This window comes from Actinophytocola sp. (genome assembly GCF_035762905.1).
Taxonomy (GTDB): Bacteria; Actinomycetota; Actinomycetes; order Mycobacteriales; family Pseudonocardiaceae; genus DASYTH01.
The window spans coordinates 71112-96294 of the sequence record NZ_DASUCC010000131.1 but is presented as its reverse complement, the minus strand read 5'-3'; the positions used below and the strand labels follow the sequence as shown (position 1 = coordinate 96294).

Genomic DNA, 25183 nt, shown 5'->3' with positions numbered 1-25183 from the left:
GTGATAGCGTCGGTTGCCAGCCCGACGACCGTGAGGTGCAGGTTTGTCCACAGTCCCCACCCAGCGCGGGCGCGCGCGACGCCTCGCCGTGGTAGTTCCGTTGCTGCTGGCCGTCGCCACGGCCGGCTGCGCCAACCGTGAGGAACCGGCGGCTCCGGCCGGCGGGTCGACCGCCACCGCGAGTTCCCAGGGCTTCCCGGTGCGGATCCCGACGCCGGACGGCAACCAGATCACCATCGAGCGCCGGCCCGAGCGGATCATCTCGCTGTCGGCAAGCAGCACCGAGGCGCTGTTCGCGGTCGGCGCCGGAAAACAGGTGGTCGCCGTCGACGACCAGTCCAACTTTCCCGCCGAGGCCCCGAAAACCACGCTGTCCGGCCTGACCCCGAACATCGAGGCGATCGCCAACTACGGGCCCGACCTGGTGATCGCCCAGCACGACGCCAACGATCTGGCCGCCGGGATGGCGAAGCTCGACACACCCGTGCTGTTCCTGCCCGCCCCCGCCGACCTCAAGGACGTCTGGGCGCAGTTCCAGGTGCTCGGCGCGGCGACCGGACACTCCGACGAGGCCGAGAAGCTGGCCAGCGGCTCCCGAAGTGAGATCGAGAAGATCGTCGCGGAGACGCCCCGCAAACAGCTGAGCTACTACCACGAGCTGGACACCCAGCTCTTCGCCGCGACCTCGAAGACGTTCATCGGCCAGGTGTACGGGCTGTTCGGGCTGACCAACATCGCCGACCCGGCCGACACGGCGGAGTCCGGCGGATATCCGAAGCTGTCCACCGAGCACGTGGTCCGGTCGAACCCGGACCTGATCTTCCTGGCCGACACCAGGTGCTGCGGGCAGAACGCCGGCACGGTCGCCGCCCGGCCGGGCTGGGACACGATCAAGGCCGTGCGCACCGGCAACGTGGTGGAGCTGGACGACGACCTCGCCTCCCGCTGGGGGCCGCGGATCGTGGAGTTGGTGCGCGCGGTCGCGGCGGCGGTGGGCAAGGCCGGCTGAGTCACCGGTGGCGAACCTGACCCGCCCCACCCGGCTGGCCCCGGTCACCCTCGCGGTGGCGGTGCTCGTGCTGGTCGCGGTGATGGTCAGCGCGACGCTGATCGGGGCCGCCGGTCTCGGCTGGACCCGGGTGGCCGGCGAGCTGATCGCCCAGGTGACCGGCGGCACCTCCCCGCTGTCCGCGCAGGAGGCCGCCATCGTCTGGCAGATCCGGGTTCCCCGGGTGGTGCTTGCCGGGCTGGTCGGTGCCGCGCTCGCGGTGGCCGGATCGGCGTTCCAGGGCGTGTTCCGCAACCCGCTTGCCGACCCGTACCTGCTCGGTGCCGGGGCCGGGGCGGGCATGGCGGCCACCCTGGTCGTGGTCGCCGCGCCGCAGACCACCGGCTGGCTGGTCGACCCGCTGCCGCTGGCCGCGTTCGCCGGGGCGCTCGGCGGGGTGGGGCTGACCTGGCTGCTCGGCAGCTCGGCCGGCGGCGGGCCGGCGGTGCTGCTGCTGGCCGGGATCGCGGTGGCGGCGTTCCTCACCGCCGTGCAGACCTTCGCCCAGCAGCTCAACACCGACACGATCGAGCAGGTCTACACCTGGATGCTCGGCGGGCTGTCCACGTCCGGCTGGCACGAGGTGTTGCTGGTGCTGCCCTACATCGCGCTGTCGGCGGTGGTGCTGTGCCTGTGCGCCCGGCTGCTGGACGTGCTGGCGGTCGGCGACGCCGAAGCGGCCTCGCTCGGCGTGCGGCCGGGCCGGGTGCGGCTGGTCGTGTTGCTGGCCGCGTCGCTGGCCACCGCCGCCGCGGTCGCGGTGAGCGGGCTGATCGGGTTCGTCGGCATCGTGGTGCCGCACATCATGCGGCTGCTGGCCGGGGCGAGCTACCGGGTGGTGGTGCCGCTGTCGCTGGTCGGCGGCGCCGCGTTCCTGATCGCGGCCGACGAGATCGCGCGGACCGCGTTCGCCCCGGCCGAGCTGCCGATCGGGGTGATCACGGCGTTCACCGGGGCGCCGTTCTTCATCCTGGTGCTGCGGATGAACCGCCGGGGGCTGCCGTGAGCGGACGGGAGGCCGCGGTGCCGGCTGGACTGAGGAGCAGCGCAGCCGCGAGGAACGAGCGGCGAGCAGCGCACGAAGGAAGCCGGCACCAGCAGCGGCCGAGCGGGAGCGAACCATGAACACCGTGACCGCGCTTGCGCTGCACCGCGTGAGCGCCGGGTACGGCGCGGACCCGGTGGTCGCCGGGGTGAGCGCCGAGGTGTCGGCGGGTGGCTGGCTGGCCGTCATCGGACCGAACGGGGCCGGCAAGTCCACCCTGCTCAAGGCGATCGCCGGGCTGGTCCGCGGAGCCGGGGAGATCCTGCTCGACGGTGCGCCCGCGGCGGCGCTCGGCGCGCGCGAGCGGGCCAGGCGGATCGGCTACGCGCCACAGGTTCCGGTGCTGCCCGAGGGCCTGACCGTCACCGACTACGTGCTGCTCGGCCGCACCCCGCACCTGGGTCCGCTGGCTCGGGAGGGCCGGGCCGACCTGGAGATCGTGGAGCAGGTGTTGGCCCGGCTGGACCTGTCCGGGCTGGCCGGCCGGGCGCTGCGCACGCTCTCCGGCGGGGAGCGGCAACGCGCGGTGCTGGCTCGGGTGCTGGCCCAGCAGGCCGGGCTGCTGCTGCTCGACGAGCCGACCACCGGCCTGGACATCGGCCACGCCCAGGCGCTGCTGGACCTGGTCGACCGGCTGCGCTCGGAGGACGGCACGACGGTGGTGAGCACGCTGCACGACCTGACCTTCGCCGCGCAGTACGCCGACCGGCTGCTGCTGCTCGACGGCGGCCGGGTGGTGGCTGCCGGGACGCCGGCCGAGGTGCTCACCAGCGCGGTGGTGCACCGGCACTATGCGGCCGAGGTGGAGGTGCTGCGCACGGTCCGCGGACACCTGGTCGTCGCCCCCTCCCGGACCGAATAGAACGTGTTACGGTTTCCGGCGTGATCCTGGATCTGTTCGGGTTGAGCGACAAAGTCGCCGTCGTGACCGGCGCCGGGCGCGGGATCGGGGCGGCGACGGCGGTGGCACTTGCCGAAGCCGGCGCGGACGTGGTGATCTCCGCGCGCACCGAGAGCGACCTGGCCGAGGTGGCCAAGCGGATCGCCGAAACCGGGCGGCGCGCGCTGGTCGTGCCGGCCGACCTGTCGTCGCTGGACGCCGCGGCGGCGCTGGCGCCCGCTGCCAATGCCGAGTTCGGCCGGCTGGACATCGTGGTCAACAACGTCGGCGGCACCTATCCCCGGCCGTTCCTGGAAACCGAGCCGGACTTCCTCGAGGAGGCGTTCCGGTTCAACGTGGGCACCGCACACGCGCTCACCCGCGCGGCCGTGCCGGTCATGCTGGAGCACGGCGGCGGCGCGGTGGTCAACATCTCCTCGGTGATGGGCCGGGTCAGCGGGCGCGGCTTTCTGGCCTACGGCACGGCGAAGGCGGCGCTCGCGCACTTCACCGAGCTGGCCGCGTTCGACCTGGCGCCGCGGATCCGGGTCAACGCCATCGCGGTCGGTTCGGTGGCCACCTCGGCGCTGTCGATCGTGCTCACCAACGACGAGATCCGGCAGCGGATGGAACAGGCGACCCCGTTGCGGCGGATCGGAAACGTCGAGGAGATCGCGGCCACCGTGCTCTGGCTCGCCTCCCCCGCCGGCGGTTTCGTCACCGGAAAGGTGATCGAGGTCGACGGCGGCACCCAGGCACCCAACCTCGACCTCGGCCTGCCGGACCTGTCGTGACCTACCGGGTGGTGCAGTGGAGCACCGGAAACGTGGGCCGGCACGCGATCGCCGGGATCGACGCCCGGCCGGACCTGACCCTGGCCGGGGTCTGGGTGTCCACAATGGACAAGGTGGGCCGGGACGCCGGCGAGCTGGCCGGTCTTGGCCGTACGCTCGGTGTCGCGGCCACCGCCGACGCCGACGCGCTGATCGCCCTGCGGCCGGACTGCGTGGTGTACGCGGCGATGGCCGACGACCGGCTGATGGAGGCGTGCGAGGACCTGGCCCGGTTCCTGCGTGCCGGGATCAACGTGGTGTCCAGCTCGCCGGTGTTCCTCCAGTTCCCGGCCGGCGTGGTGCCGGATTCGGTGACCGACCCGCTGCGCGCCGCCGCCGTCGAGGGCGGCGCGTCCCTGTGGGTCAACGGCGTCGACCCCGGTTTCGCCAACGACTGGCTCCCGCTGGTCCTCACCGCGGTGTGCGAGCGCATCGACGAGGTCCGCTGCCTGGAGATCCTGGACTACAGCACCTACGACAACGCCAAGGTGCTGTTCGACATCATGGGCTTCGGCAAACCCTTGGACGACAAGCCGTTGCTGCTCCAACCCGGCGTACTGTCGCTGGCCTGGGGCAGCGTGGTGCGCCAGCTCGCCGCCGGCCTCGGCGTGACCCTGGACCGGGTCGAGGAGTCCTACGAACGCCTCCCCGCACCGTTCCCGATCCCGGTGTCCGCCGGTCGCATCGAAGCGGGCACCGCCGCCGCACTCCGCTTCGAGGTGCGGGGCATGGTCGGCGCCCGCGCCGTCTGCGTCCTCGAACACGTCACCCGCCTGCACCCCGACCTCGGCCCGGACTGGCCGCAACCGGCCGGCGCCGGCTGCTATCGGGTGACCATCACCGGCGAACCCAACTACACCCTGGACCTGCGCCTGCTCGGCTCCGACGGCGACCACAACACCGCCGGCCTCAAGGCCACCGCCATGCGCCTGGTCAACGCGATCCCGGCGGTCGTCGCCGCACCCCCCGGCCTGCTCACCGCCCTCGACCTGCCGTTGATCACCGGCCGCGGCCTGGTAACCCCCTGACCCACCTCGGCGAACCACCGCCTCCAGCAACCGAACTGCCGTTCCGGGCCGGTGAGTTTCCAGTTCCAGCAAGCGAATCGCCTGCTCGGCGACCGCCGAGTTGCCGACTCGAGCACCCGAGATGGCAGTTACAGCAAGCGGGTCGCCGGCTCGAAACCGCCGAGTCGCCGGCTCCGGGCAGCAGCGTCGGCCCATCGGGCGGTCTGCGGGCGCTGCGGCTGCGCCGCGCCCGCGCGGCGCAGCCGCGCGGGCGCCGGGTTACGGCTTGGGGTCTTCGGTGGGCTTGTCGTCGCCGGCGTCGGCGGGCTTGCCGGCGGGGACGTTGGCCGGTTCCTCCTCGGCCTCGGCGACCGGGGTCCGCTCCGACTCCGACTCCGACTTCGGCTCCGACTCTTCCGGCTCGGTCTTGTCGGGCTCGGTCTGGTCCGGCTCGGTGTCGGAGGCCGTGTCGCCGGCCGGCTTGTCCGCCTCGTCGGCGTCGTCGGCGGCGGCGGGCTCGGTGTCCTCGGTGGGTGGGGCAGTGAGGGCGGCGAGGTCCTCGCGCGGGCCGAGTTTGCGGGCCCAGACGAAGTAGGCGACGGCGCCGATGAACAGGATGATCGAGACCCAGGCGTTGACCCGCATGCCGAGGATGTCCTTGGCCGGGTCGGTGCGCATCAGCTCGATCCAGAACCGGCCGGCGGTGTAGCCGGCGACGTAGAGCGCGAACGCGCGGCCGTGCCCGAGGCGGAACTTGCGGTCGGCCCACACCACCAGGGCGGCCACCGCGAGGTCCCACAGCAGTTCGTAGAGGAACGTCGGGTGGACGATGCGCTCGGGGATGTTGCTGATCGCCACGCCGCCGAGCGGGTCGAGATCACCCTGCTCGTTCACCCGGCGGTAGATCTCCAGGCCCCACGGCAGGGTGGTGTCGCCGCCGAAGAGTTCCTGGTTGAAGTAGTTGCCGAGCCGTCCGATGGCCTGCGCCACCACGATGCCCGGCGCCGCCGCGTCGGCCAGCGCCGGCAGCGGCACCCCGCGGCGCCGGCAGCCGATCCAGGCACCCACGGCGCCGAGCGCGATCGCCCCCCAGATGCCCAGCCCGCCGTCCCAGATCTTGAACGCGTCGATCGGGTTGCGGCCCGGCCCGAAGTACCGGTCGTAGTCCGTGGCGACGTGGTAGAGCCGGCCGCCGATCAGGCCGAACGGCACCGCGAACACGGCCACGTCGATCACGGTCCCGGGCTGCCCGCCGCGCGCGACGAATCGGCGCTCGGTCCACCAGATCGCCACGATGATGCCGGCGATGATGCACAGCGCGTAAGCACGGATCGGGATCGGGCCGATATGCCACACGCCCCGGTCGGGGCTCGGGAAGCTGGCCAGCAAGGCACTCGAGGCAGTCAGCACGGCGCTCACCGTAATGGGCGACTCAAGCCCATCCGCGACCGGGGTTCACGACACGGAGAGCCCCACGGTGGGCCGGCGCACCCCCGCGGCGAGTTCAACGGTGAGTGACCGAACCGCTTCGATCCCCTCGGCGGCCCGGGTCACCAGCGCCGACCCCACGATGACCGCGTCGGCGAACCCGGCCACCTCGGCCGCCTGCTCCCCGGACCGCACCCCGAGCCCCACGCCGACCGGGAGCGAGGTGTGCTTGCGGGTCCGCTCCACCAGCCCGGCGGCGGCGCTCCCGACCGCGTCCCGCGCCCCGGTGACGCCCATCACCGCGGCCGCGTACACGAAGCCCGAGGCGGCCGCCACGGTCCGGACGATCCGCTCCTCGGTGGACGACGGCGCGACCAGGTAGATCCGGTCCAGCCCGTGCGCATCGGAGGCGGCCAGCCAGTCCGGGCCTTCGTCCGGGATCAGGTCCGGGGTGATCATGCCCAGCCCGCCGGCCGCCGCCAGGTCCCGGGCGAACGCCTCGACGCCGTAGCGGTGCACCGGGTTCCAGTAGGTCATCACCACGGCCCGGCCGCCGGCCGCAGAAACCGCTTCCACCACCCGGAACACGTCCCGCAGCCGGAACCCGGCACGCAGCGCGGCATCCGCGGCAGCCTGGATCGTCGGCCCGTCGATGACCGGGTCCGAGTACGGCACGCCGACCTCCACCAGGTCGACCCCGGCGTCGATCATGCCGAGCAGCAGCTCGATCGAGGACTCCACGGACGGATAGCCCGCCGGCAGGTAGCCGACCAGCGCCGCCCGGCCCTCCGCCCGGGTGGCGGCGAACATCGGGTCCAGCCGTCCCATCGCCTCAGTCCTTGAAGCCGAAGTAGGTCGCCGCGGTGTCCATGTCCTTGTCACCGCGCCCGGAGAGGCACACCACGATCAGCCCGTCCGGCCCGAGCTCCGCGCCCAGCCGGCACGTCCCGGCCAGGGCGTGCGCGGACTCGATCGCCGGGATGATCCCCTCGGTCCGGGACAGCAACTGGAAGGCGGCCATGGCCTCGTCGTCGGTCACCGGGTAGTACTCCGCCCGGCCGGTGTCCTTGAGCCAGGCATGCTCGGGCCCGACCCCCGGGTAGTCCAGCCCGGCCGAGATCGAGTACGCCTCGATGGTCTGCCCGTCCTCGTCCTGCAGCAGGTAGGACCGCGCGCCGTGCAGCATCCCCGGGCTGCCCTCGGACAGCGTGGCGCCGTGCTCGCCGGAATCGATCCCGTGCCCGCCCGGTTCGAACCCGACCAGCCGAACCCCGGGGTCGTCGATGAACCCGTGGAAGATGCCGATCGCGTTGGACCCGCCGCCGACGCACGCGGTCACCGCGTCCGGCAGCCGCCCGGCCTGCTCCAGGATCTGCTCCCGCGCCTCGATCCCGATGATCCGGTGGAAGTTGCGCACCAGCACCGGGAACGGGTGCCCACCCGCGGCCGTGCCGAGCAGGTAGTGCGTGGTGTCCACGTTCGTCACCCAGTCGCGCAGCGCCTCGTTGATCGCGTCCTTGAGCGTGCGTGAACCGGACTTGACCGGGATGACCTCGGCGCCGAGCAGCCGCATCCGGACCACGTTCAGCGCCTGCCGCTGGGTGTCCACCTCGCCCATGTAGACCACGCACTCCAGGCCCATCAGGGCGCAGGCGGTCGCGGTGGCCACCCCGTGCTGGCCGGCGCCGGTCTCGGCGATCACTCGCTTCTTGCCCATCCGCTTGGTGAGCAATGCCTGGCCGAGCACGTTGTTGATCTTGTGGGAGCCGGTGTGGTTGAGGTCCTCGCGCTTGAGGAAGATCCGGGCCCCGCCGGCGTGTTCGGCGAACCGCGGCACCTCGGTCAGCAGCGAGGGCCGACCGGCGTATTCGCGCAGCAGGCGGTTCAGCTCACCGGTGAATTCCGGGTCGATGCGCGCCTTGTCGTACTCGGCCGACAGTTCGTCCAGGGCGCCGATCAGCGCCTCCGGCATGAACCGGCCGCCGTAGGGACCGAAGTGGCCCTGTTCGTCCGGACCGTGCTCGGGCGGTTGCTCGTCCGAGTCCGGTGGGCCGGACGGCCGGTTCACCGGCTCGGCCGCGGGCACGCCGGATGCGACCCCGCGGTGACCAGTTGGACCAGGGCGGCCTTCGGGTCGTCGCTGGCCACCAGGCCCTCGCCGACCAGCACGGCGTCCGCACCGGCGCCGGCGTAGGCCATCAGGTCGCCGGGGCCGCGCACGCCCGACTCGGCCACCTTGACCACGTCCATCGGCAGGCCGGGGGCGATCCGCCCGAACACGTCCCGGTCCACCTCGAGGGTGTGCAGGTCGCGGGCGTTGACCCCGATCACCTTGGCGCCCGCCTCCAGCGCCCGGTCGGCCTCTTCGGCGGTGTGCACCTCGACCAGGGCGGTCATGCCCAGCGACTCGACCCGGTCCAGCAGGGCGACCAGCGCGTTCTGTTCCAGCGCGGCCACGATCAGCAGCACCAGGTCCGCGCCGTGCAGCCGGGCCTCGTGCACCTGGTAGGGACTGACGATGAAGTCCTTGCGCAGCAAGGGAACGTCCACCACGGCGCGAACGGCGTCTAAATCGGCGAGCGAGCCGCCGAACCGCCGCTGCTCGGTGAGCACGCTGATCACCCGGGCACCCGCGTCGGCGTAGTCCTTGGCCAGCGCGGCCGGGTCGGCGATCGGGGCCAGCTCACCGCGGGACGGGCTGCGCCGCTTGACCTCCGCGATCACGCCGATGTCGGCCGCCCGCAGGGCCACGATCGCGTCCCGCGGCGCCGGAGCCTTCGCCGCCTGCCGCTTGAGGTCGTCGAACGGGAGAGCCGCCTCGCGCGCGGCGAGATCCTCCCGCACGCCTTCGATGATCGACTCGAGAACACTCACCACAGGCTTTTGCCCCTTCCCGCCAGTGGGATGCTAACCCCGTGCTGTACGGCGGTTCCGCACCGGGTCCGCCGTCGGATTCAACGATGGTGTTCTTCGGTAGTCGGATCCTTACCCTGCGACAACGCCAGCCACAGGTCGCCGTCCACATTGTCCGGGTCGCGGGCCTGGTACCTGGACCCCATCCGGGGCAGCCGGTCGGACCGCAGCACCAGCACAATCCCGGCGGTCATCAGCATGACACCGCCGGCCAGCGCCAGGACACGGCCGAACGTCACGAAGTCCGCCAAGGGAATCACCGCGTAGCACGCCGCGGTCAGTCCGCCGAGGCCGAGCACCGCGCCGAGCACCCGGCGCGGCCAGCCGCCCATGGCCAGCGCCGCGGCCAGCCCGGCAAGGGCCAGCAGCGCGAGCGGCACCAGCGGGGCGAAGTCCGCGCCGGTCCGGGTTACCGTGGTGCTGACCCCGGTGCCCGGCGTCTGCCGCACCTCGCTGGACCAGCCCAGCCGGGACGAACCCCACAACGCCAGCGCGGCCAGCGGCAGGGCGAGCGCGATGGTCCACAGTGGACGGCGGAGCACGTCAGCCGCCAGCCGGGCGCATGGTCTGCGCGGTGGCGATCGCGGCCAGCACGGCACCGGCCTTGTTGACACACTCGGTGTCCTCGGCCACCGGGTCGGAGTCGGCCACGATGCCGGCCCCGGCCTGCACATAGGCGACCCCGTCCCGGAGCAGGGCGGTCCGGATCGCGATCGCGGTGTCGCAGTCCCCGGCGAAGTCCAGGTAGCCGACCACGCCGCCGTAGAGCCCGCGCCGGGTCGGCTCCAGCTCCTCGATCAGCTCCATGGCCCGCGGCTTGGGCGCGCCGGACAGCGTGCCGGCCGGGAAGCAGGCGGCCACGGCGTCGTACGCGGTGCGACCGGGCGCCAGCTCCCCGGTCACCGTGGACACGATGTGCATCACGTGGCTGTACCGCTCGACCCGGAAGAAGTCGACCACGCTCACGGTGCCCGGCGCGCACACCCTTCCGAGGTCGTTGCGGCCGAGGTCGACCAGCATGAGGTGCTCGGCGCGCTCTTTCTCGTCGTGCAGCAGGTCCTTCTCCAGCAGTTCGTCCTCTTCCGGGTCGGGGCTGCGCCATCGGGTGCCGGCGATCGGGTGCGTGGTGGCCCGGCCGTCCCGCACGGTGACCAGCGACTCGGGACTGGAGCCCACGATGTCGAACCCGTCCAGCCGGAGCAGGTACATGTACGGGCTCGGGTTGGTGGCGCGCAGCACCCGGTAGATGTCCAGCGGGTCGGCCGTTGTGGTCATCTCGAACCGCTGGGAGATCACGATCTGGAACGCCTCACCGGCGCGGATGGCCTCCTTGGCGCTGCGCACCGCGGCGCAGTAGTCGTCGCGGGTACGCCGGCGCCGGTACTCCGGGCGGGGCCGGGCGAACACGGCGGCGGTGGGCGGCGCCGAGGTCTGCAGCGCGTTGGTCATCGCCTCCAGCCGGCGCACCGCGTCGTCGTAGGCGGCGTCCACCCGCTTGGGGGTGTCGTCCCAGTTCACCGCGTTGGCGATCAGGGTGATCGTGCCCTCGTGGTGGTCGAGGGCGGCCAGGTCGGTGGCGAACAGCATGACCAGCTCGGGCAGCCGCAGGTCGTCCTCGGCGAGCTGGGGCAGCCGCTCGAGCCGGCGCACCACGTCGTAGCCGATGTAGCCGACCATGCCGCCGGTCAGCGGGGGCAGGCCCGGCAGCGGGTCGGTGTGCAGCAGCCGGACGGTCTCGCGCAGGGCGACCAGCGGGTCGCCGTCCATCGGCAGGCCGACCGGCGGGGTGCCGGTCCAGCGTGCGGCGCCGCCGTCCGCGGTGAGGGCGGCCGCGCTGTGCACGCCGACGAACGACCAGCGCGACCAGGAGCGGCCGTTCTCCGCGGACTCGAACAGGAAGGTGCCGGGGCGGCCGGCGGCGAGCTTGCGGTAGACCCCGACCGGGGTCTCGGCGTCGGCGAGCAGGCGGCGCACGACCGGGATGACCCGCCGGTCGGCGGCGAGCTCGTGGAACTCCGCGCGGGTGGGGCTGATCGCGCCCATGCCCGTCGTGGGGCTCGCGGACACCTCGAGCATGCTCACCATGGATCTGATTGTGCCGTGTGACCCTTGCCCGCCTGTCGCGAATGACCGAGGCCGAATTCATCATATGTTGAACAAGCTTGCGCCGGGGCGCATGATGTACCGGTGACGGTGGAGCAAGCCGAGGGCCGGCCGGCCCGGCGCCGCGGCCGCCGACCCGGCGGGACGGACACCAAGACCGCGCTGCTCGACGCGGCCCGGCAGGTGTTCTCCGAGCAGGGCTACGACGGCGCCACCGTCCGGGCCATCGCCACCCGAGCCGGCGTCGACGCCGCCATGGTCAACCACTGGTTCGGCAGCAAGGAGGGCCTGTTCGTCCAGGCCGTCCTCCAACTTCCGTTCGACCCGAAGGACCTCCTCGATCGGCTCACCGCCGGCCCCACCGACACCCTCGGCGAACGCCTGGTCCGCACCTTCCTCACCACCTGGGACGCCACCGGCGGCGGCCATTTCACCGCGCTGGTGCGCAGCGTCTCCAGCCACGAGCAGGCCGCCCACCTGCTGAACGACTTCTTCGTCAAGCAGGTGTTCACCCGCATCGCCGGCGCCGTCGCCCCGGACACCCCCCAGTTCCGGGGCAGCCTCGTCGGCTCCCAGATCGTCGGCATCGGCATGGCCCGCTACGTGGTCAAGTTCGAACCCATCGCCTCCGCCGACATCGAGACCATCGTCCGCGCCGCCGCCCCCAACGTGCAGCGCTACCTCACCGGCGACCTGAGCTGACCGCGGTGATCGCCAGGTTGCCCGAGGGACCGGTGCAGGTCCCCGCGGCCGTCGTCGAGCTCGCGGCCGGACGGCCGGTGCGCGCGGTATGGCAGAACGAACTCGGCGGCCTGACCTTTCAGATCGGGCCGGACGACGTCCGCCGGTTCGTGAAGTGGACGCCGCCCGGCACCGGCATCGATCTCGCGGCCGAGGTGGCGCGGCTGCGCTGGGCGGTGCGGTTCACGGCGGTGCCGCGGGTACTCGACACGGGCTCGGACGAGACCGGAACCTGGATCGTCACCGACGGCCTGCCCGGCCGAATGGCCGTGGACGAGCACTGGAAACGCGACCCGGGCACAGCGGTCCGCGCCATCGGCGTCGGCCTGCGGGACCTGCATGCGGCCTTGCCCGTCGCGGACTGCCCGTTCGACTGGTCGGCCGAACTGCGGCTGCGCCGGGCGCGGTCCCGGGCGGTGGCGGGCCGGATCGATCCGGCGAACTGGCATGAGGACTTTCACCACATCGGAACCGTCGAGCGCGCACTGGATGTGCTTGCCGACATCCCGGCGGTCGAGACGCTGGTGGTCTGCCATGGTGACGCCTGCGCTCCCAACACCCTGGTCGGCGACGACGGCGGGTGCACCGGCCCCGTCGACCTTGGCGCGCTCGGTCTTGCCGACCGCTGGGCCGACCTCGCCATCGCCACCTGGAGTACCCAGTGGAACTACGGCCTGGGCTGGGAAAACCCCCTGCTGGACGCATACGGGATCGCACCGGACCCGGAGCGGATCACGTATTACCGGCTGTTGTGGGAACTGGCGGATTGATCCGGCCGTCGTCGAAGCAGGTGCGGGTGCCGGTGTGGCAGGCGGGGCCGGTCTGATCGACGGTGAGCAGCACGGTGTCGCCGTCGCAGTCGAGGCGCACCTCGTGCACGTGCTGGATGTGGCCGGAGGTTTCGCCTTTCTCCCACAACCGGCCGCGGCTGCGGGAAAAGTAGGTGGCGCGCCGAGTGGCCAGCGTGGTGGCGAGGGCCTCGTCGTTCATCCAGGCGACCATCAGCACCTCACCGGTGCCGCGCTGCTGGGCGACCGCGCAGACCAAACCGTCGGGGTTGCGCTTGAGCCGCGCGGCGATCTCGGGCGCTAGTTCCACCGGACCTCCACCCCGGCGTTGCGCAGCGCGAGCTTGACCTCGCCGATCCGCAACTGTCCGAAGTGGAACACGCTGGCGGCGAGCACCGCGTCCGCGCCGGCCGACACCGCCGGGGCGAAGTGCTCCACCGCGCCCGCGCCGCCGCTGGCCACCACCGGGACGTCCACCACGGCGCGCACCAGTTGGATCAGCTCCAGGTCGAATCCCGCCTTGGTGCCGTCCGCGTCCATCGAGTTGAGCAGGATCTCCCCCACCCCGAGCTCCTGCCCGCGCGCCGCCCAGCCGACCGCGTCGATCCCGGTGCCTCGCCGGCCGCCGTGCGTGGTCACCTCGAACCATGCGTCGCCGGGCACCCGCCGGGCGTCCACCGACAGCACGATGCACTGCGAGCCGAACCGGTCGGCCGCCTCGCGCAGCAGCTCCGGCCGCTCGATCGCGGCGGTGTTGATGCTGACCTTGTCCGCGCCGGCCCGCAGCAGACGGTCCACATCGGACACCGCACGGATCCCGCCGCCGACGGTGAGCGGGATGAACACCTGCTCGGCCGTGCGGCGGACCACGTCGTAGGTGGTCTCCCGGTCCGAAGAGGACGCGGTGACATCGAGGAAGGTCAGCTCGTCGGCGCCCTCGGCGTCGTAGGCGGCGGCCAGCTCGACCGGATCACCGGCGTCGACCAGGTTGGCGAAGTTGACGCCCTTCACCACCCTGCCGGCGTCCACGTCGAGACACGGAATCACCCGAACCGCTACTGGCATGCCGACGAGCCTACGGTGTGGCAATACTGGGGTGCATGGCGCGCACTGGCCGCCGTCCCGGGCAAACGGAGACGCGGGAGCACATCCTTTCCGCCGCCCGCCAGCAGTTCGGCGAGCGCGGCTACGACGGCACCACGATCCGCGCGATCGCCGCCGACGCGGGGGTCAACCCGGCGCTGGTGCATCACTTCTTCGGCACCAAGGACCGGGTCTTCCTGGCCGCGCTGAACCTGCCGATCGATCCCGGCCGGGTGGTGGCCACGTTGCTCGACGGCCCGCGCGAACAGACCGCGCAACGGCTGCTGCGGATGTTCCTCGAACTGTGGCGGGAACCGGACAGCCGGGCCTCGTTCCTCGCCCTGATGCGTTCGGTGGCCACGAACGAGCGGGCCGCGGTGATGATGCGCCAGTTCATCGAGCGGGTGATGCTGGCCCGGATCTCCGAGGCGCTCGGCGTCCCCCGGCTCGCGCTGACCGCGATGGTCTCGCATGTCATGGGCATCGCCATGGTCCGGTTCATCGTCGGGGTCGAGCCGATCGCCTCGGCCGGCGAGGACGAGCTGGTCGCGCTGGTGGCCCCGGTGCTGCAGCACTACCTCTCTTGACGGCGGGAACTCATCGGACGCAGAATTAAACACATGACTAATTCGGCCATCGTCGTCGATGCGCTCGAGGTCCGCAGGGGCGGCCGCGACGTCCTCCGCTCGATCAGCTTCACCGTGCCGAAAGGCCAGGTCGCCGGCCTGATCGGGCCGAGCGGCTGCGGGAAGACGACGCTCATGCGGGCGATCGTCGGGGTGCAGATCGTGGCCGGCGGCTCGGTCACCGTGCTGGACGTGCCGGCCGGCAGCCCGCCGCTGCGCAGCCGGATCGGGTACGCGACCCAGAGCCCGTCGATCTACGCCGACCTCACGGTCACCGAGAACCTGCGGTACTTCGCGGCGATCCTGCGGGCACCGGCCGGCGACGTGCGCCGGGTGATCGACGAGGTCGACCTGGCCGACCACGCCGACAAGGTGGTCGCCCAACTCTCCGGCGGGCAGCGCAGCCGGGCCAACCTGGCGGTCGCCCTGCTCGGCACGCCGGAGCTGTTGGTCCTCGACGAGCCGACGGTCGGGCTCGACCCGGTGCTGCGTGACGAGCTGTGGGGGCTGTTCCACCGGCTGGCCGCGGGCGGGGTGACGCTGCTGGTGTCCAGCCACGTGATGGACGAGGCGGCCCGGTGCGACCGGTTGCTGCTGCTGCGCGAGGGCCGGCTGCTGGCCGACGACAGCCCGTCGGGCCTGCGCACCACGACCGGCGTGCACGACCTGGAGCAGGCGTTCCTGCAGTTGGTGCGGGTGGGACAATGAGCACTACGTTCACGGTGGCCACCACCCGCCGGATCCTGAGCCAGCTGCGGCACGACCACCGCACCGTGGCCATGCTGGTGCTGGTGCCGTCCCTGCTGATGGTGCTGCTCCGCTACGTGCTCAACGACCAGGTGCTGTTCTCCCATTTCGCGCCCGCACTGCTCGGCGTGTTCCCGTTCCTGATCATGTTCCTGGTGACCTCGGTGACGACGTTGCGCGAGCGCACCACGGCGACCCTGGAACGCCTGATGACCATGCCGATCGGCAAGCTCGACCTGCTGTTCGGCTACGCCCTGGCGTTCGGCCTCGTCGCCGTCGTCCAGGTGACCGTCGCCGCCACGATCTGCCTGACCTGGCTCGGCCTGGACATCGCCGGTGCACTGTGGACACTGCTGCTGATCGCCGTGCTGGACGCCCTGCTCGGCATGGCCCTCGGTCTGTTCGTCAGCGCCTTCGCCACCTCGGAGTTCCAAGCCATCCAGTTCATGCCCCTGTTCGTCCTCCCGCAGATCCTGCTCTGCGGCCTGTTCGTCCCCCGGGACTCCATGGGCTGGCTGCTCAACTGGCTCTCCGACCTGATGCCCCTCTCCTACGCCGTCGACGCCCTCACCCAGGTCACCAACTCCGCCACCATCGACTCCACCCTCGTCGTCAACCTCCTCATCGTCGCCGCCTGCGCGACCGCCGCCCTCATCCTCGGCGCCGCCACCCTCAGGCGGCGCACGCCGTAGCTACGTGGCACTGTCCGGCCATGACAGTCATGAGGCGGTTCTCAGTGGGGCGCGGCTAGCCTGCTGGCCATGACTGAAGTGGATCGCTTGGCGGCGGGGAAGTATGTGTTGGTGACGTCGTTTCGGCGGGATGGGACGGGGGTTCCGACGCCGGTCTGGGTGGTGCGGGACGGGGACGAGCTGGTCATCTGGTCGGCGGCGAAGGCCGGGAAGGTGAAGCGGATCCGGCGCAGTGGGGACGTCGAGGTGGCGGCGTGTGATTTCCGGGGGAATGCGAGTGGAGTGGCCGTGCACGGGCGGGCGCGGGTGTTGGACGGGGCGGGAACGGAGCGGGCCCGGCGATTGATCAAAGCCAAGTACGGGGTGCTGGGGTGGGCGACGATCACCGGGAGCCTGGTGCGGCGTGGGCGGGACGGCAGCGTCGGGATCGCGATCAGCCTGGACGGATAGCCGGAAACTTCCCGTTTTTCACCGGTGATGGCGGCGTCAGACTGGACTGATGCGAAGTCTGGTCGTCCGGCGCGGACGGTGGCGGGTGCTGGTGGGGCGGGCGCGGGAGTGCGTGCCGCCGATCCTGTTGCTGCTGGCGATTTTTCTGCCGGGTACGGGCATGGTGCTCGGGGCGGCCGAGTCCGGGCCGATCGCCCTGGTGGGGGTCGGGGCGATCACTTTGCCGCTGTGGGTGTGTTTGCCGCTGGCGTTGCGCGATTGCCGGCACGACGTGGCAACGGCGTGGCGGCGGGCCGGGGAACCGCTCCTGGTGGTCGATGAGATGGGGGTGTGGTGCGCCGGGGATGCGGACCCGCTGCCGTGGGCGGAGATCGGACGGGTGACCTTGTCCCGGGAGAGTGTGGTGTTCGAGGGTCTGACCGAGGGGGGGGTGGGCCGGACGGTGACCGGGTTGCGGCGCGGGCGGGATGCGGCGATCCGGGAAGTGGTGGGCCACTGGATGCCGGAGGAGATCAGCGCGACCGGGTCGCCGCCAGCGCCTCTTCCAGGGTGAAGTTGCCGTTGTAGAGAGCCTTGCCGACGATGGCGCCCTCGAGGCCGGCGGGGACTAGGCCGGCCAGAGCGACGAGGTCGTCTACTGTGGACACCCCGCCGGAGGCGATGACCGGGGCGTCGGTGCGAGCGCAGACGGCGGCGAGCAGGGTGTGGTTGGGCCCGGTGAGAGTGCCGTCCCGGCTGACATCGGTGACCACGTAGCGGGCGCAGCCGTCGCGGTCGAGCCGGTCCAGGGTCTCCCAGAGGTCGCCACCGTCCCTCGTCCAGCCGCGGGCGGCCAGACGGTGTTCGCCGTTGTCGCCGATCCGGACGTCCAGCCCGACGGCGATCTTGTCGCCGTGCTCGGCGAGGGCCCCGGCGCACCAGGCCGGGTCCTCGAGCGCGGCGGTACCGAGGTTGACCCGGGCGCAGCCGGTGGACAACGCGGCGGCCAGGGAGGCGTCGTCGCGGATGCCGCCGGACAGTTCGACCCGGGCGTCGAGCCGGCCGACGACCTCGGCCAGCAGCTCGCGGTTGTCGCCGCGGCCGAACGCCGCGTCGAGGTCGACCAGGTGAACCCACTCGGCGCCGGCGGACTGCCAGGCAAGCGCGGCGTCCAGCGGGTCGCCGTAGTCGGTCTCGGTGCCGGCCGCACCCTGGACCAGCCGAACGGCCTTGCCGTCGGCCACGTCCACAGCCGGCAGGAGGTAGAAGGTCACCGCTGCAGGTTAGCGACGAACACCCGCCACCTCGCCATCGGGAAGTCGATGGTCGGTCCTGAGATGTTCTTGGAGTCGCGCACCGCCGCACGCTGGGCCGGCCACCCCACCTCCACACAGCTCCCGCCGTTGGCGCTGAAGCTGCTCTTCCGCCAGCCCACTTCGACACAGTTGCCACCGTTAGCGCTGAAGCTGCTCTTCCGCCAGATGATCATGGTTCTCTCGATCCGCATAGAGTTCGGTTGCCGCGCCGGCAATCATGTCTCTGGATTCTCTCTCACCGAGCGCGATGTTCGACAGCGAGGCCAGGATTCGCTTGTATGCCGATATCTCTTCCGGTTCTTCGAGAAACAGACTGGACGTTTCACTGTCCAGATAGACGACAGGCTTGAACTCTGCGAACTCCATGAGGGTGAAGTTGCCTGCGACGGCCGCGTGCGCGCCTATCGCAGCCGGCAGGACACGGAGCGTCAGGTTCGGACGAACCGACATGCGCAACAGCGTGTGCAGTTGATCGGACATCACGACCGGACCGCCGACCGGCAGGTGCAAAACAAACTCGTGCAGGAAGAAGGTGAATGTCGGCGGGCGATCTCGGCTGAGCAGGTTCTGCCGAGCGAGCCGGGCGGCGATTCGATCATCGATCTCATCAGGCGGCACGGCGCCCGACGCCTTCATGAGCGCGCGGGCGTAATGCCCGGTCTGAAGCAGGCCGGGAACGATCGTGGACTGGTAGTCGCCGATGGACACGGCCTTGTTCTCGTGATCGACAAGGGTTCTGACCTGCCGGGGCAGCCGGGAACCGTGCTGCTGGAACCAGCCCGGGGTGTGTTGCTCCCGGCACAGGCTCAACAGCCGCTGACGTTCCTTGCCCTTCACCCCGCAGACCGCCAGGAAGGCCGACACGTCCACTTCGGTGCCGGCGCGGAGTCCGGTGAGGAGCCTTGACACCTTGCTGTCCGACCATCCCAGCCGGCGCGCGGCGTCGCGACCGCTGAACCCGGCCTTCTCCATGGCGAGGCGGAGCCCCTCACCCAGTTCGCGGCTGCGTACCGTAGCCTGATCACGCATAGCGAAAAAGTTAAGGGTTGCCCCGCGTGCAAGCAATTTGTCAGCCGGTTGGACTCTTTGCTGCTGGTGGGTCAAACGCTTAGGTGCCGGCATGAAGAAACTGTCTCCACTGGTCAGCGACGCATTTCGAATGCTGCGCGAAGATCTTTACCGGCATCTGGACGACGCCGAGACGCTGGCCACCGGTCACTGGCCGTGGTCCGATGCGGAAACCGAATCCGCCCGGGCGTTGATCGAGGACCTCATTACCGTCATCCGGGGTGTGGCCGCCCTGCACAACACCCCGCAGGGCGATCACTGCCGCACCTGCGACGCCATGTGGCCCTGCCTGGCCATCGAGACCATTCACCGGCTGGTGAAGGACCCGGACACCGAGTTCGTCAACATCCAGAACCGGCTCAGGCCAGAGCTTTGAGCCAGTTGCGTAGCAGCTCGGCACCGGCGTCGCCGGACTTCTCCGGGTGGAACTGGGTCGCCGAGAGCGGGCCGTTCTCCACCGCCGCGACGAAGTCACCGCCGTGGTCGGCCCAGGTCACCTTGGGCTCGGGGAACGGCGGCCGGGCGTCCAGCTCCCAGCTCCGGGCGGCGTAGGAGTGCACGAAGTAGAACCGGCGCTCCGGATCGATCCCGTCGAACAGCACCGACCCCTCCGGCGCACGCACCGTGTTCCATCCCATGTGCGGCACGACCTCGGCCTCCAGCCGGTCCACCGTGCCGGGCCACTCGGCGCAGCCCTCGGTCTGCACACCGTGCTCGATCCCGCGCTCGAACAGCACCTGCATACCGACGCAGATGCCCAGCACCGGACGGTTGCCGGCCACCCGCTTGCCGATGATCCGGTCACCGCGCACCCCGCGCAGCCCGGCCATCACCGCAGCGAACGCGCCGACCCCGGGCACCACCAGACCGTCACAGTCCAGCGCCAGCTGATGATCGGGGGTCACCAGGACGTCGGCGCCGACCCGGCGCAGCGCGCGCTCGGCCGACCGCAGGTTGCCCGACCCGTAGTCCAGGATCACCACTCGTGCCACGGGTGCAAGGCTAACTTCGACCATGGTGGAGGGTCGAGGGTAGGGTCCGGTGCGTGCCGAAGCTGCCCGACACGCTGACCATCGGCGAGGTGGTGGAGCGCAGCGGGGTCCCGCACACCGCCTTGCGGTTCTACGAGGAGCGGGGTCTGATCGCCGCCGAGCGCACGGCCGGCAACCAGCGCCGCTACCGCCGCGCCGTGCTACGCCGGCTGGCGTTCATCCGCACCGCCCAACGGGTCGGCCTGAGCCTTGAGGAGATCCGCGACGCCCTGGCCACCCTCCCGGACGCCCGCACCCCGACCAAATCGGACTGGGCCCGGCTCTCCCGGACCTGGCGCACCGAACTCGACGCCCGGATCGCCGCCCTCCATCGGCTGCGCGACCGCCTCACCGGCTGCATCGGCTGCGGCTGCCTCTCGCTCAAATCCTGCACCCTGATCAACCACGACGACCGCCTCGCGGGCCTCGGCCCCGGCGCCTCCATCCTCAAGGGCGCCCCGGAACCGGGCTGACAACCCCGACCCGGCAACTCGCCGGCCCGGAACCCTCCACCCGGTTGCCCGACCCGGCGACTCGCCCGCCCGACCCGGCGACTCGCCGAGATCGCCGACATCGGCGAGTTCCCGACTCAGGCACCCGAGTCGCCAACCCGGGGCACACGAAACGCCAGTTCGCACCGGAACCTGCGGCCGCCGCCCGGGGGCCCGCGCCTGCGGCGCGGCCCGCCGCCGCAGGCGCCGGGCCAGACCTTGAGGTTGTTCCCGACATGGCAACTCCCCAGCCCGGACCCAGCCACTCACCGACCCGAAACCGAGACCTCGCGTGCAGGGACCGCGAACCCGCCTGCCCGACCCGGGAACTCGCCGAGGATCACCGGCCACGAACGGCGAGTTCCCGACTCAGGCACCCGAGTCGCCAACCCGGGGCACACGAAACGCCAGTTCGCACCGGGTACCTACGGCCGCCGCCCGGCCGCGCCTGCGGCGCGGCCCGGCGCCGCAGGCGCCGGGCCCGACCTTGAGGTTGTGCCCGAGGTGACAACTCATCGGCCCGGACCCGAGACCTCGAGTGCTGGGGCCGGGGACTCGCGGAGGCACGCTGGGGATCCTCGGCGAGTTGCCGGATGCGGTCAGCTGAGTTGTCCGTGCGGGCCCTCTGAGTTGCCGGTTGTGGTCAGAGGAGCCAGAGGATCGCGCCGATGACGGCAAGGGCAGCGGCGACCAGGAGGGTGATGGCCAGGGAGCGAGCCGTCTTCCAGGTGGTGTAGGCCCCACCGAGCAGGAAGCCGGCGAGGGCGACCAGCAGGATGACGGCGATCTCCTTGGACACGGGCGAGCAGCTTAGCCGCCGTTGACCGGCCGGTATGCCTTCGCCCCGAAGGTGCGCGCGGCCGGCGTGGACAGCCGGGCCACGGCGTCGATCATGGTCCGGCCGAGCTTGGCCCGCGCCCGCAGCGCCGGGTGGGTGGCGCCGAAGTTGTCCACGTTCACGGCCGGGTCACCGGTGAACGTGCCGGAGGCGAACATGGCGTAGATCGCCGCCGGAGCACCGACCGCGTCGAAGATCACCCCGGCCTCGTTGCGGCCGTCGGCGAACCACCCGGCCTTGGTGGCCACCCGCAGCCGCTCGGTCGAGGTCAGCTCCAGCCGCACGCCGTCGGTGAACGCGCTGAGCGAACGCAGCACGTTCAGCAGGTAGTCGGTCGACGTCGGCGACAGCAGCGTGCCGCCGACCAGCATCTCCAGCAGCCGGTGCGTCTCGTTGGGCGTGGTCCGGCCGAGGAAGAACCGGTTCGGGTTGGCCACCGGCACCACCTGAGTGGCCACGAAACCCTTGGCCCGCAGGATCTCGTTCAGCTCCAGCGCCGGGCAGACCAGCCCGCACAGCCGCACGCACGTGTTGTCCGACACGGTGAGCAGCAGCGACATCACGTGGCCAAGGGTCACCGTGCTCGGGTACGCCCGGTCCAGCGCGAACACCCCGTCGGTGTCCTGGATGACGATCGACGCCGGCACGTCCACCCGCTGGTCCAGGGTCAGCAGCCCGCGGTCGATCTTGTCCAGTACCGCGGTGGCCACCGCGATCTTGTTCACGCTGTACGCCTCGACCACGGTGTCCGCGTCGTCGGACACCGCCGGCCCGCCGGCCACGCTGATCGCCGACCACCAGGTCCCGCCGGCCCGCTCGATCTCCCGCTGGTACACCCGGGCCACCTTGCGCCGGGCCGCCTCCGGGGTGGTCGCCACGTCGCCTTCCTGCGCCATGGCCGAACTCGGCTGGAGCCCGGGCACAAGCCCGGGACCGAGCGCGGTGCCGGCGGCGACGGCCGCCCCAACTCCAAGGACCTTCCTTCGGTTCATCCCCATACCCCGAAAGACGATCTAGACCGGTCCGAGGTTGCCATCACAGCACACCTTTCGTGGACGGGATTCCGCCCACCCGCGGATCGGCCTCCACCGCCGCCCGCAACGCTCTGGCCAGCGCCTTGTACTGGGCTTCGGTGATGTGGTGCGGGTCGCGTCCGTGCAGCACCCGCAGGTGCAGCGCGAGCTGCGCGTGGAAGGCCAGCGACTCGAACACGTGCCGGTTGAGCACGGTCGGGTAGTTGCCGCCGACCACGAAGCTCACCAGCGACTCCGGCTCCCCGGTCAGCACGCAGTACGGCCGGCCGGACACGTCCACGGCGGCGTGCGCCAGCGTCTCGTCCATCGGGATCCAGGCGTCGCCGAACCGCCGGATGCCCTTCTTGTCGCCCAGCGCCGTGCGGATCGCCTCGCCGAGCACGATCGCCACGTCCTCCACCGTGTGGTGCGCGTCCACCTCGACGTCCCCGGTGGCGGCCACGGTCAGGTCGAACGCCCCGTGCACGCCGAACGAGGTGAGCATGTGGTCGTAGAACGGCACTCCGGTGGCCACGTCGGCGGTGCCGCTGCCGTCGAGGTTGATCTCGACGGTGACCTTGGACTCCTTGGTAATCCGTTCGACCTTGGCGATTCGGTTCACACCCTGTGTCGAACGGTTCGCTCCGCTCACCTGATCTCCTTGCTCGCTTCCAGGAACGCGTCGTTCTCCGCCGGGGTGCCGATGGTGACCCGCAGATGGTTGCCGATGCCCACGTCCCGGACCAGCACCCCGCGGTCCAGGTACGCCTGCCACGCCGCCCGCTCGTCGCCGAACCGTCCGAAGAGGACGAAGTTCGCGTCGCTGGGCACCGGCGCGAAACCCAACCCGTGCAACGACTCCACCACCCGGTCCCGCTCGGCGGCCAGCGCGTGCACCGAGCGCAGCGTCTGCCCGGCGTGCCGCAGCGCCGCCCTTGCCGCGGCCTGGGTGAGCGCGGAAAGGTGATAGGGCAACCGAACCAGCAGCAGGGCGGCCACGATGGCCGGCGCGGCGGCCAGGTAACCCAGCCGGCCGCCGGCGAACGCGAACGCCTTGCTCATCGTCCGGGTCACCACCACCTTCGCCGGGTACTCCTCGATCAGCCGCACCGCGCTCGGCCGCCCGGAGAACTCCGCGTACGCCTCGTCGATCACCACCAACCCCGGCGCGGCCCGCACCACCTCGCGCAGGTCGTCGAGCGGAATCGACCCGCCGGTCGGATTGTTGGGGCTGGTCAGGAACACCACGTCGGGCGCGCGCTCGGCGACGATCCGGGTGGCCTTGGCCGCGTCCACGGTGAAGTCGTCCCGGCGCGGGGTCGGCGCCCACTCGGTGCGGGTGCCGGCGGCGATGATCGGATGCATCGAGTAGGACGGCTCGAACCCGAGCGCCATCCGGCCCGGCCCGCCGAACGCCTGCAGCAGCTGTTGCAGGATCTCGTTGGATCCGTTGGCGGCCCACAGGTTCCCCGGTTCGAGCGGCACCCCGGTCGAGCCGGCCAGGTAGGCCGCCAGGTCGGTGCGCAGCGCCACCGCGTCCCGGTCCGGGTAGCGGTGCAGCGTCGCCGCCACCTCGGCGGCGGCCGCGGCGATGTCGGCGACCAGCGACGCCGGCGGCGGGTACGGGTTCTCGTTGGTGTTGAGCCGGATCGGCACGTCCAGCTGCGGCGCGCCGTACGGGGTGCGGCCGCGCAGGTCGGCCCGCAGCGGCAGATCCCCGAGCCCGACCTCCTCGCCGATCATGTCGGGAACCTCGCGGTCACGGCCTGCCCGTGCGCCGGCAGGTCCTCGGCGTTGGCCAGCGCGACCACCTTGTCCGCCACCGCGCGCAGCGCGTCCTCGGTGTAGTCCACGACGTGGATGCCGCGCAGGAAGGTCTGCACCGACAGGCCCGACGAGTGCCGGGCGCAGCCGCCGGTGGGCAGCACGTGGTTGGAGCCGGCGCAGTAGTCGCCGAGCGAGACCGGGGCGTGCGGCCCGACGAACACCGCGCCGGCGTTGCGCACCCGGGCGGCCACCCCGCGCGCGTCCGCGGTCTGGATCTCCAGGTGCTCGGCGGCGTAGGCGTCCACCACCCGCAGCCCTTCGTCCACAGTGGACACAAGGACGCAGCCGGACTGCTTGCCGCGCAACGCGATGTCGATCCGCTCGCTGTGCTTGGTGGCGGCCACCTGACGGACCAGCTCGCGGTCGACCGCGTCGGCCAGTTCGACCGAGTCGGTGACCAGCACGCTGGCCGCAAGGGTGTCGTGCTCGGCCTGGCTGATCAGGTCGGCGGCCACGTGCACCGGATCGGCGGTGGCGTCGGCCAGCACGGCGATCTCGGTCGGCCCGGCCTCCGCGTCGATGCCGATCACCCCGCGCAGCAACCGTTTCGCCGCGGTCAGGTAGACGTTGCCCGGCCCGGTGACCATGTCCACCGCGTCCAGCTCGGTGCCGTCGGTGTCCACCCCGCCGTAAGCCAGCAGCGCGACCGCCTGGGCTCCCCCGGCCGCCCACACCTCGGTCACGCCGAGCAGCTCGGCGGCGGCCAGGATCGTCGGATGCGGCAGCCCGCCGAACTCGGCCTGCGGCGGCGAGCACACCACCAGCGACTCCACCCCGGCCAGCTGCGCCGGCACCACGTTCATGATCACGCTGGACGGGTACACGGCCCGGCCGCCCGGCGCGTACAGGCCGACCCGGGCCACCGGCACCCACCGCTCGGTGACCGTTCCGCCGGGCACCACCTGGGTGGTGACATCGGCCCGGCGCTGCTCGGCATGCACCGCGCGGGCCCGCGCGATCGACTCCTCCAGCGCCGCCCGGACCGCCGGCTCCAGCTCGCGCAGCGCCGCCGCGAGCCGCTCCCTCGGCACCCGCACGGTCTCCGGCCGCACCCGGTCGAACCGCTCGGTCAGCTCGAGCACCGCGGGCACGCCGCGATCGCGCACCGCGTCGACCAGCGGCCGGACCTGATGCAGCACCGCGTCCACGTCCAGCTCGGCGCGCGGCAGTGTGGCGCGCAGCTCGGCCGGCGACGGGACCCGGTCACGCAGGTCGATACGGGTGAGCATGGTCCTC

At 71.6% G+C, this 25183-nt stretch carries 31 protein-coding genes; 14 read left to right on the top strand and 17 right to left on the bottom strand.

Annotated elements, in window-relative coordinates; genetic code table 11:
* Positions 1 to 43: 43 nt before the first annotated feature.
* The 5 genes from VFV67_RS28270 to VFV67_RS28250 all read left to right on the top strand — a co-directional run bounded on the left by VFV67_RS28270 (position 44) and on the right by VFV67_RS28250 (position 4834).
* Positions 44 to 1009 (top strand): ABC transporter substrate-binding protein, encoded by a 966-nt coding sequence (locus VFV67_RS28270; protein WP_326473703.1) that lies wholly within the window; start codon positions 44 to 46, stop codon positions 1007 to 1009.
* A gap of 7 nt (positions 1010 to 1016) precedes the next feature.
* On the top strand, positions 1017 to 2054 hold the full coding sequence (locus VFV67_RS28265) for a FecCD family ABC transporter permease (RefSeq protein ID WP_414636365.1): 1038 nt from the start codon (positions 1017 to 1019) through the stop codon (positions 2052 to 2054).
* A 124-nt stretch (positions 2055 to 2178) separates the two neighbouring features.
* Positions 2179 to 2955 (top strand): ABC transporter ATP-binding protein, encoded by a 777-nt coding sequence (locus VFV67_RS28260; protein WP_326473755.1) that lies wholly within the window; start codon positions 2179 to 2181, stop codon positions 2953 to 2955.
* A 20-nt stretch (positions 2956 to 2975) separates the two neighbouring features.
* Complete coding sequence (locus VFV67_RS28255; protein ID WP_326473702.1) at positions 2976 to 3767, top strand: SDR family oxidoreductase; 792 nt, start codon at positions 2976 to 2978, stop codon at positions 3765 to 3767.
* On the top strand, positions 3764 to 4834 hold the full coding sequence (locus VFV67_RS28250) for a diacylglycerol kinase (protein ID WP_326473701.1): 1071 nt from the start codon (positions 3764 to 3766) through the stop codon (positions 4832 to 4834). Before VFV67_RS28255 ends, VFV67_RS28250 begins: the two co-directional genes overlap by 4 nt.
* 258 nt (positions 4835 to 5092) lie before the next feature.
* Here VFV67_RS28250 and lgt read toward each other — a convergent pair whose 3' ends face one another.
* From lgt to VFV67_RS28220, 6 genes are all read right to left on the bottom strand, one after another.
* Positions 5093 to 6232 carry a prolipoprotein diacylglyceryl transferase gene (gene lgt, locus VFV67_RS28245; protein ID WP_414636364.1) on the bottom strand — a complete coding sequence of 380 codons (1140 nt, stop codon included), beginning with the start codon at positions 6230 to 6232 and terminating at the stop codon, positions 5093 to 5095.
* A gap of 36 nt (positions 6233 to 6268) precedes the next feature.
* On the bottom strand, positions 6269 to 7069 hold the full coding sequence (gene trpA, locus VFV67_RS28240; RefSeq protein WP_326473699.1) for a tryptophan synthase subunit alpha: 801 nt from the start codon (positions 7067 to 7069) through the stop codon (positions 6269 to 6271).
* A 4-nt stretch (positions 7070 to 7073) separates the two neighbouring features.
* The gene (gene trpB / locus VFV67_RS28235) at positions 7074 to 8327 is read right to left on the bottom strand and encodes a tryptophan synthase subunit beta (protein ID WP_414636363.1); all 1254 of its coding nucleotides are present in this window, start codon (positions 8325 to 8327) and stop codon (positions 7074 to 7076) included.
* The gene (gene trpC / locus VFV67_RS28230) at positions 8306 to 9115 is read right to left on the bottom strand and encodes an indole-3-glycerol phosphate synthase TrpC (protein ID WP_326473698.1); all 810 of its coding nucleotides are present in this window, start codon (positions 9113 to 9115) and stop codon (positions 8306 to 8308) included. Before trpC ends, trpB begins: the two co-directional genes overlap by 22 nt.
* Positions 9116 to 9195: 80 nt before the next feature.
* Entirely contained in the window at positions 9196 to 9696 is a 501-nt protein-coding gene (locus tag VFV67_RS28225) for a Trp biosynthesis-associated membrane protein (protein WP_326473697.1), read from the bottom strand.
* A 1-nt stretch (position 9697) separates the two neighbouring features.
* Entirely contained in the window at positions 9698 to 11239 is a 1542-nt protein-coding gene (locus VFV67_RS28220) for an anthranilate synthase component I (protein WP_326473696.1), read from the bottom strand.
* Positions 11240 to 11341: 102 nt separating this feature from the next.
* Between VFV67_RS28220 and VFV67_RS28215 the strand changes: the two genes are divergently transcribed.
* Positions 11342 to 11959 (top strand): TetR/AcrR family transcriptional regulator, encoded by a 618-nt coding sequence (locus VFV67_RS28215; RefSeq protein WP_326473695.1) that lies wholly within the window; start codon positions 11342 to 11344, stop codon positions 11957 to 11959.
* Between the two features lie 5 nt (positions 11960 to 11964).
* Positions 11965 to 12768: an aminoglycoside 3'-phosphotransferase gene (locus VFV67_RS28210; protein WP_326473694.1), complete on the top strand. Its 804-nt coding sequence runs from the start codon at positions 11965 to 11967 to the stop codon at positions 12766 to 12768.
* Here the strand turns inward: VFV67_RS28210 and hisI are convergent.
* Positions 12731 to 13096: a phosphoribosyl-AMP cyclohydrolase gene (gene hisI, locus VFV67_RS28205; protein WP_326473693.1), complete on the bottom strand. Its 366-nt coding sequence runs from the start codon at positions 13094 to 13096 to the stop codon at positions 12731 to 12733. The genes VFV67_RS28210 and hisI overlap by 38 nt on opposite strands.
* Positions 13087 to 13851, bottom strand: coding sequence for an imidazole glycerol phosphate synthase subunit HisF (hisF, locus tag VFV67_RS28200; protein ID WP_326473692.1), 765 nt, complete (start codon positions 13849 to 13851; stop codon positions 13087 to 13089). The genes hisI and hisF overlap by 10 nt, the downstream gene beginning before the upstream one ends.
* 35 nt (positions 13852 to 13886) lie before the next feature.
* Between hisF and VFV67_RS28195 the strand changes: the two genes are divergently transcribed.
* The 5 genes from VFV67_RS28195 to VFV67_RS28175 all read left to right on the top strand — a co-directional run bounded on the left by VFV67_RS28195 (position 13887) and on the right by VFV67_RS28175 (position 16937).
* Positions 13887 to 14456 carry a TetR family transcriptional regulator gene (locus VFV67_RS28195; protein WP_326473691.1) on the top strand — a complete coding sequence of 190 codons (570 nt, stop codon included), beginning with the start codon at positions 13887 to 13889 and terminating at the stop codon, positions 14454 to 14456.
* Between the two features lie 33 nt (positions 14457 to 14489).
* The gene (locus VFV67_RS28190) at positions 14490 to 15203 is read left to right on the top strand and encodes an ABC transporter ATP-binding protein (RefSeq protein ID WP_326473690.1); all 714 of its coding nucleotides are present in this window, start codon (positions 14490 to 14492) and stop codon (positions 15201 to 15203) included.
* Positions 15200 to 15934, top strand: coding sequence for an ABC transporter permease (locus VFV67_RS28185; RefSeq protein ID WP_326473689.1), 735 nt, complete (start codon positions 15200 to 15202; stop codon positions 15932 to 15934). Before VFV67_RS28190 ends, VFV67_RS28185 begins: the two co-directional genes overlap by 4 nt.
* A gap of 69 nt (positions 15935 to 16003) precedes the next feature.
* Positions 16004 to 16384, top strand: coding sequence for a PPOX class F420-dependent oxidoreductase (locus VFV67_RS28180; protein ID WP_326473688.1), 381 nt, complete (start codon positions 16004 to 16006; stop codon positions 16382 to 16384).
* A 49-nt stretch (positions 16385 to 16433) separates the two neighbouring features.
* Positions 16434 to 16937: a hypothetical protein gene (locus tag VFV67_RS28175; RefSeq protein ID WP_326473687.1), complete on the top strand. Its 504-nt coding sequence runs from the start codon at positions 16434 to 16436 to the stop codon at positions 16935 to 16937.
* Here VFV67_RS28175 and priA read toward each other — a convergent pair.
* From priA to VFV67_RS28160, 3 genes are read right to left on the bottom strand one after another with little or no spacing between them, the layout of a single operon-like run.
* Positions 16897 to 17637, bottom strand: coding sequence for a bifunctional 1-(5-phosphoribosyl)-5-((5-phosphoribosylamino)methylideneamino)imidazole-4-carboxamide isomerase/phosphoribosylanthranilate isomerase PriA (priA, locus tag VFV67_RS28170; RefSeq protein WP_326473686.1), 741 nt, complete (start codon positions 17635 to 17637; stop codon positions 16897 to 16899). The genes VFV67_RS28175 and priA overlap by 41 nt on opposite strands.
* Positions 17634 to 17852 carry a DUF397 domain-containing protein gene (locus tag VFV67_RS28165; RefSeq protein ID WP_326473685.1) on the bottom strand — a complete coding sequence of 73 codons (219 nt, stop codon included), beginning with the start codon at positions 17850 to 17852 and terminating at the stop codon, positions 17634 to 17636. The genes priA and VFV67_RS28165 overlap by 4 nt, the downstream gene beginning before the upstream one ends.
* Entirely contained in the window at positions 17818 to 18708 is an 891-nt protein-coding gene (locus tag VFV67_RS28160) for a helix-turn-helix transcriptional regulator (protein WP_326473684.1), read from the bottom strand. Before VFV67_RS28160 ends, VFV67_RS28165 begins: the two co-directional genes overlap by 35 nt.
* Before the next feature lie 91 nt (positions 18709 to 18799).
* Between VFV67_RS28160 and VFV67_RS28155 the strand changes: the two genes are divergently transcribed.
* Positions 18800 to 19123 carry a hypothetical protein gene (locus VFV67_RS28155; protein ID WP_326473683.1) on the top strand — a complete coding sequence of 108 codons (324 nt, stop codon included), beginning with the start codon at positions 18800 to 18802 and terminating at the stop codon, positions 19121 to 19123.
* On the opposite strand, the gene hisH is transcribed toward VFV67_RS28155, so the two are convergent.
* Entirely contained in the window at positions 19107 to 19730 is a 624-nt protein-coding gene (hisH, locus tag VFV67_RS28150) for an imidazole glycerol phosphate synthase subunit HisH (RefSeq protein ID WP_326473753.1), read from the bottom strand. The genes VFV67_RS28155 and hisH overlap by 17 nt on opposite strands.
* A 62-nt stretch (positions 19731 to 19792) precedes the next feature.
* Between hisH and soxR the strand changes: the two genes are divergently transcribed.
* Complete coding sequence (gene soxR, locus VFV67_RS28145) at positions 19793 to 20251, top strand: redox-sensitive transcriptional activator SoxR (RefSeq protein WP_326473682.1); 459 nt, start codon at positions 19793 to 19795, stop codon at positions 20249 to 20251.
* A gap of 661 nt (positions 20252 to 20912) precedes the next feature.
* On the opposite strand, the gene VFV67_RS28140 is transcribed toward soxR, so the two are convergent.
* The 5 genes from VFV67_RS28140 to hisD form a co-directional block, all read right to left on the bottom strand.
* Positions 20913 to 21068: a hypothetical protein gene (locus tag VFV67_RS28140; protein ID WP_326473681.1), complete on the bottom strand. Its 156-nt coding sequence runs from the start codon at positions 21066 to 21068 to the stop codon at positions 20913 to 20915.
* Positions 21069 to 21079: 11 nt separating this feature from the next.
* Positions 21080 to 22003, bottom strand: coding sequence for a serine hydrolase (locus VFV67_RS28135; RefSeq protein WP_326473680.1), 924 nt, complete (start codon positions 22001 to 22003; stop codon positions 21080 to 21082).
* Between the two features lie 139 nt (positions 22004 to 22142).
* A complete protein-coding gene (gene hisB, locus VFV67_RS28130) occupies positions 22143 to 22742 on the bottom strand; it encodes an imidazoleglycerol-phosphate dehydratase HisB (RefSeq protein WP_326473752.1) in 600 nt (199 codons plus the stop codon).
* 26 nt (positions 22743 to 22768) lie between these two features.
* Positions 22769 to 23863 carry a histidinol-phosphate transaminase gene (locus tag VFV67_RS28125; protein ID WP_326473679.1) on the bottom strand — a complete coding sequence of 365 codons (1095 nt, stop codon included), beginning with the start codon at positions 23861 to 23863 and terminating at the stop codon, positions 22769 to 22771.
* Complete coding sequence (gene hisD / locus VFV67_RS28120) at positions 23860 to 25176, bottom strand: histidinol dehydrogenase (RefSeq protein ID WP_326473678.1); 1317 nt, start codon at positions 25174 to 25176, stop codon at positions 23860 to 23862. Before hisD ends, VFV67_RS28125 begins: the two co-directional genes overlap by 4 nt.
* Positions 25177 to 25183 lie beyond the last annotated feature (7 nt).

Coding starts and splice junctions, on each gene's coding strand:
- VFV67_RS28125 (WP_326473679.1), bottom strand. CDS start 23,863: ATGATCGGCGAGGAGGTCGGGCTCGGGGATCTGCCGCTGCGGGCCGAC.
- VFV67_RS28135 (WP_326473680.1), bottom strand. CDS start 22,003: ATGGCGCAGGAAGGCGACGTGGCGACCACCCCGGAGGCGGCCCGGCGC.
- hisD (WP_326473678.1), bottom strand. CDS start 25,176: ATGCTCACCCGTATCGACCTGCGTGACCGGGTCCCGTCGCCGGCCGAG.
- VFV67_RS28175 (WP_326473687.1), top strand. CDS start 16,434: ATGCGAAGTCTGGTCGTCCGGCGCGGACGGTGGCGGGTGCTGGTGGGG.
- trpA (WP_326473699.1), bottom strand. CDS start 7,069: ATGGGACGGCTGGACCCGATGTTCGCCGCCACCCGGGCGGAGGGCCGG.
- hisF (WP_326473692.1), bottom strand. CDS start 13,851: ATGCCAGTAGCGGTTCGGGTGATTCCGTGTCTCGACGTGGACGCCGGC.
- VFV67_RS28195 (WP_326473691.1), top strand. CDS start 13,887: ATGGCGCGCACTGGCCGCCGTCCCGGGCAAACGGAGACGCGGGAGCAC.
- VFV67_RS28220 (WP_326473696.1), bottom strand. CDS start 11,239: ATGGTGAGCATGCTCGAGGTGTCCGCGAGCCCCACGACGGGCATGGGC.
- VFV67_RS28165 (WP_326473685.1), bottom strand. CDS start 17,852: ATGATCATCTGGCGGAAGAGCAGCTTCAGCGCTAACGGTGGCAACTGT.
- VFV67_RS28155 (WP_326473683.1), top strand. CDS start 18,800: ATGAAGAAACTGTCTCCACTGGTCAGCGACGCATTTCGAATGCTGCGC.
- VFV67_RS28180 (WP_326473688.1), top strand. CDS start 16,004: ATGACTGAAGTGGATCGCTTGGCGGCGGGGAAGTATGTGTTGGTGACG.
- VFV67_RS28185 (WP_326473689.1), top strand. CDS start 15,200: ATGAGCACTACGTTCACGGTGGCCACCACCCGCCGGATCCTGAGCCAG.
- VFV67_RS28160 (WP_326473684.1), bottom strand. CDS start 18,708: ATGCGTGATCAGGCTACGGTACGCAGCCGCGAACTGGGTGAGGGGCTC.
- VFV67_RS28190 (WP_326473690.1), top strand. CDS start 14,490: ATGACTAATTCGGCCATCGTCGTCGATGCGCTCGAGGTCCGCAGGGGC.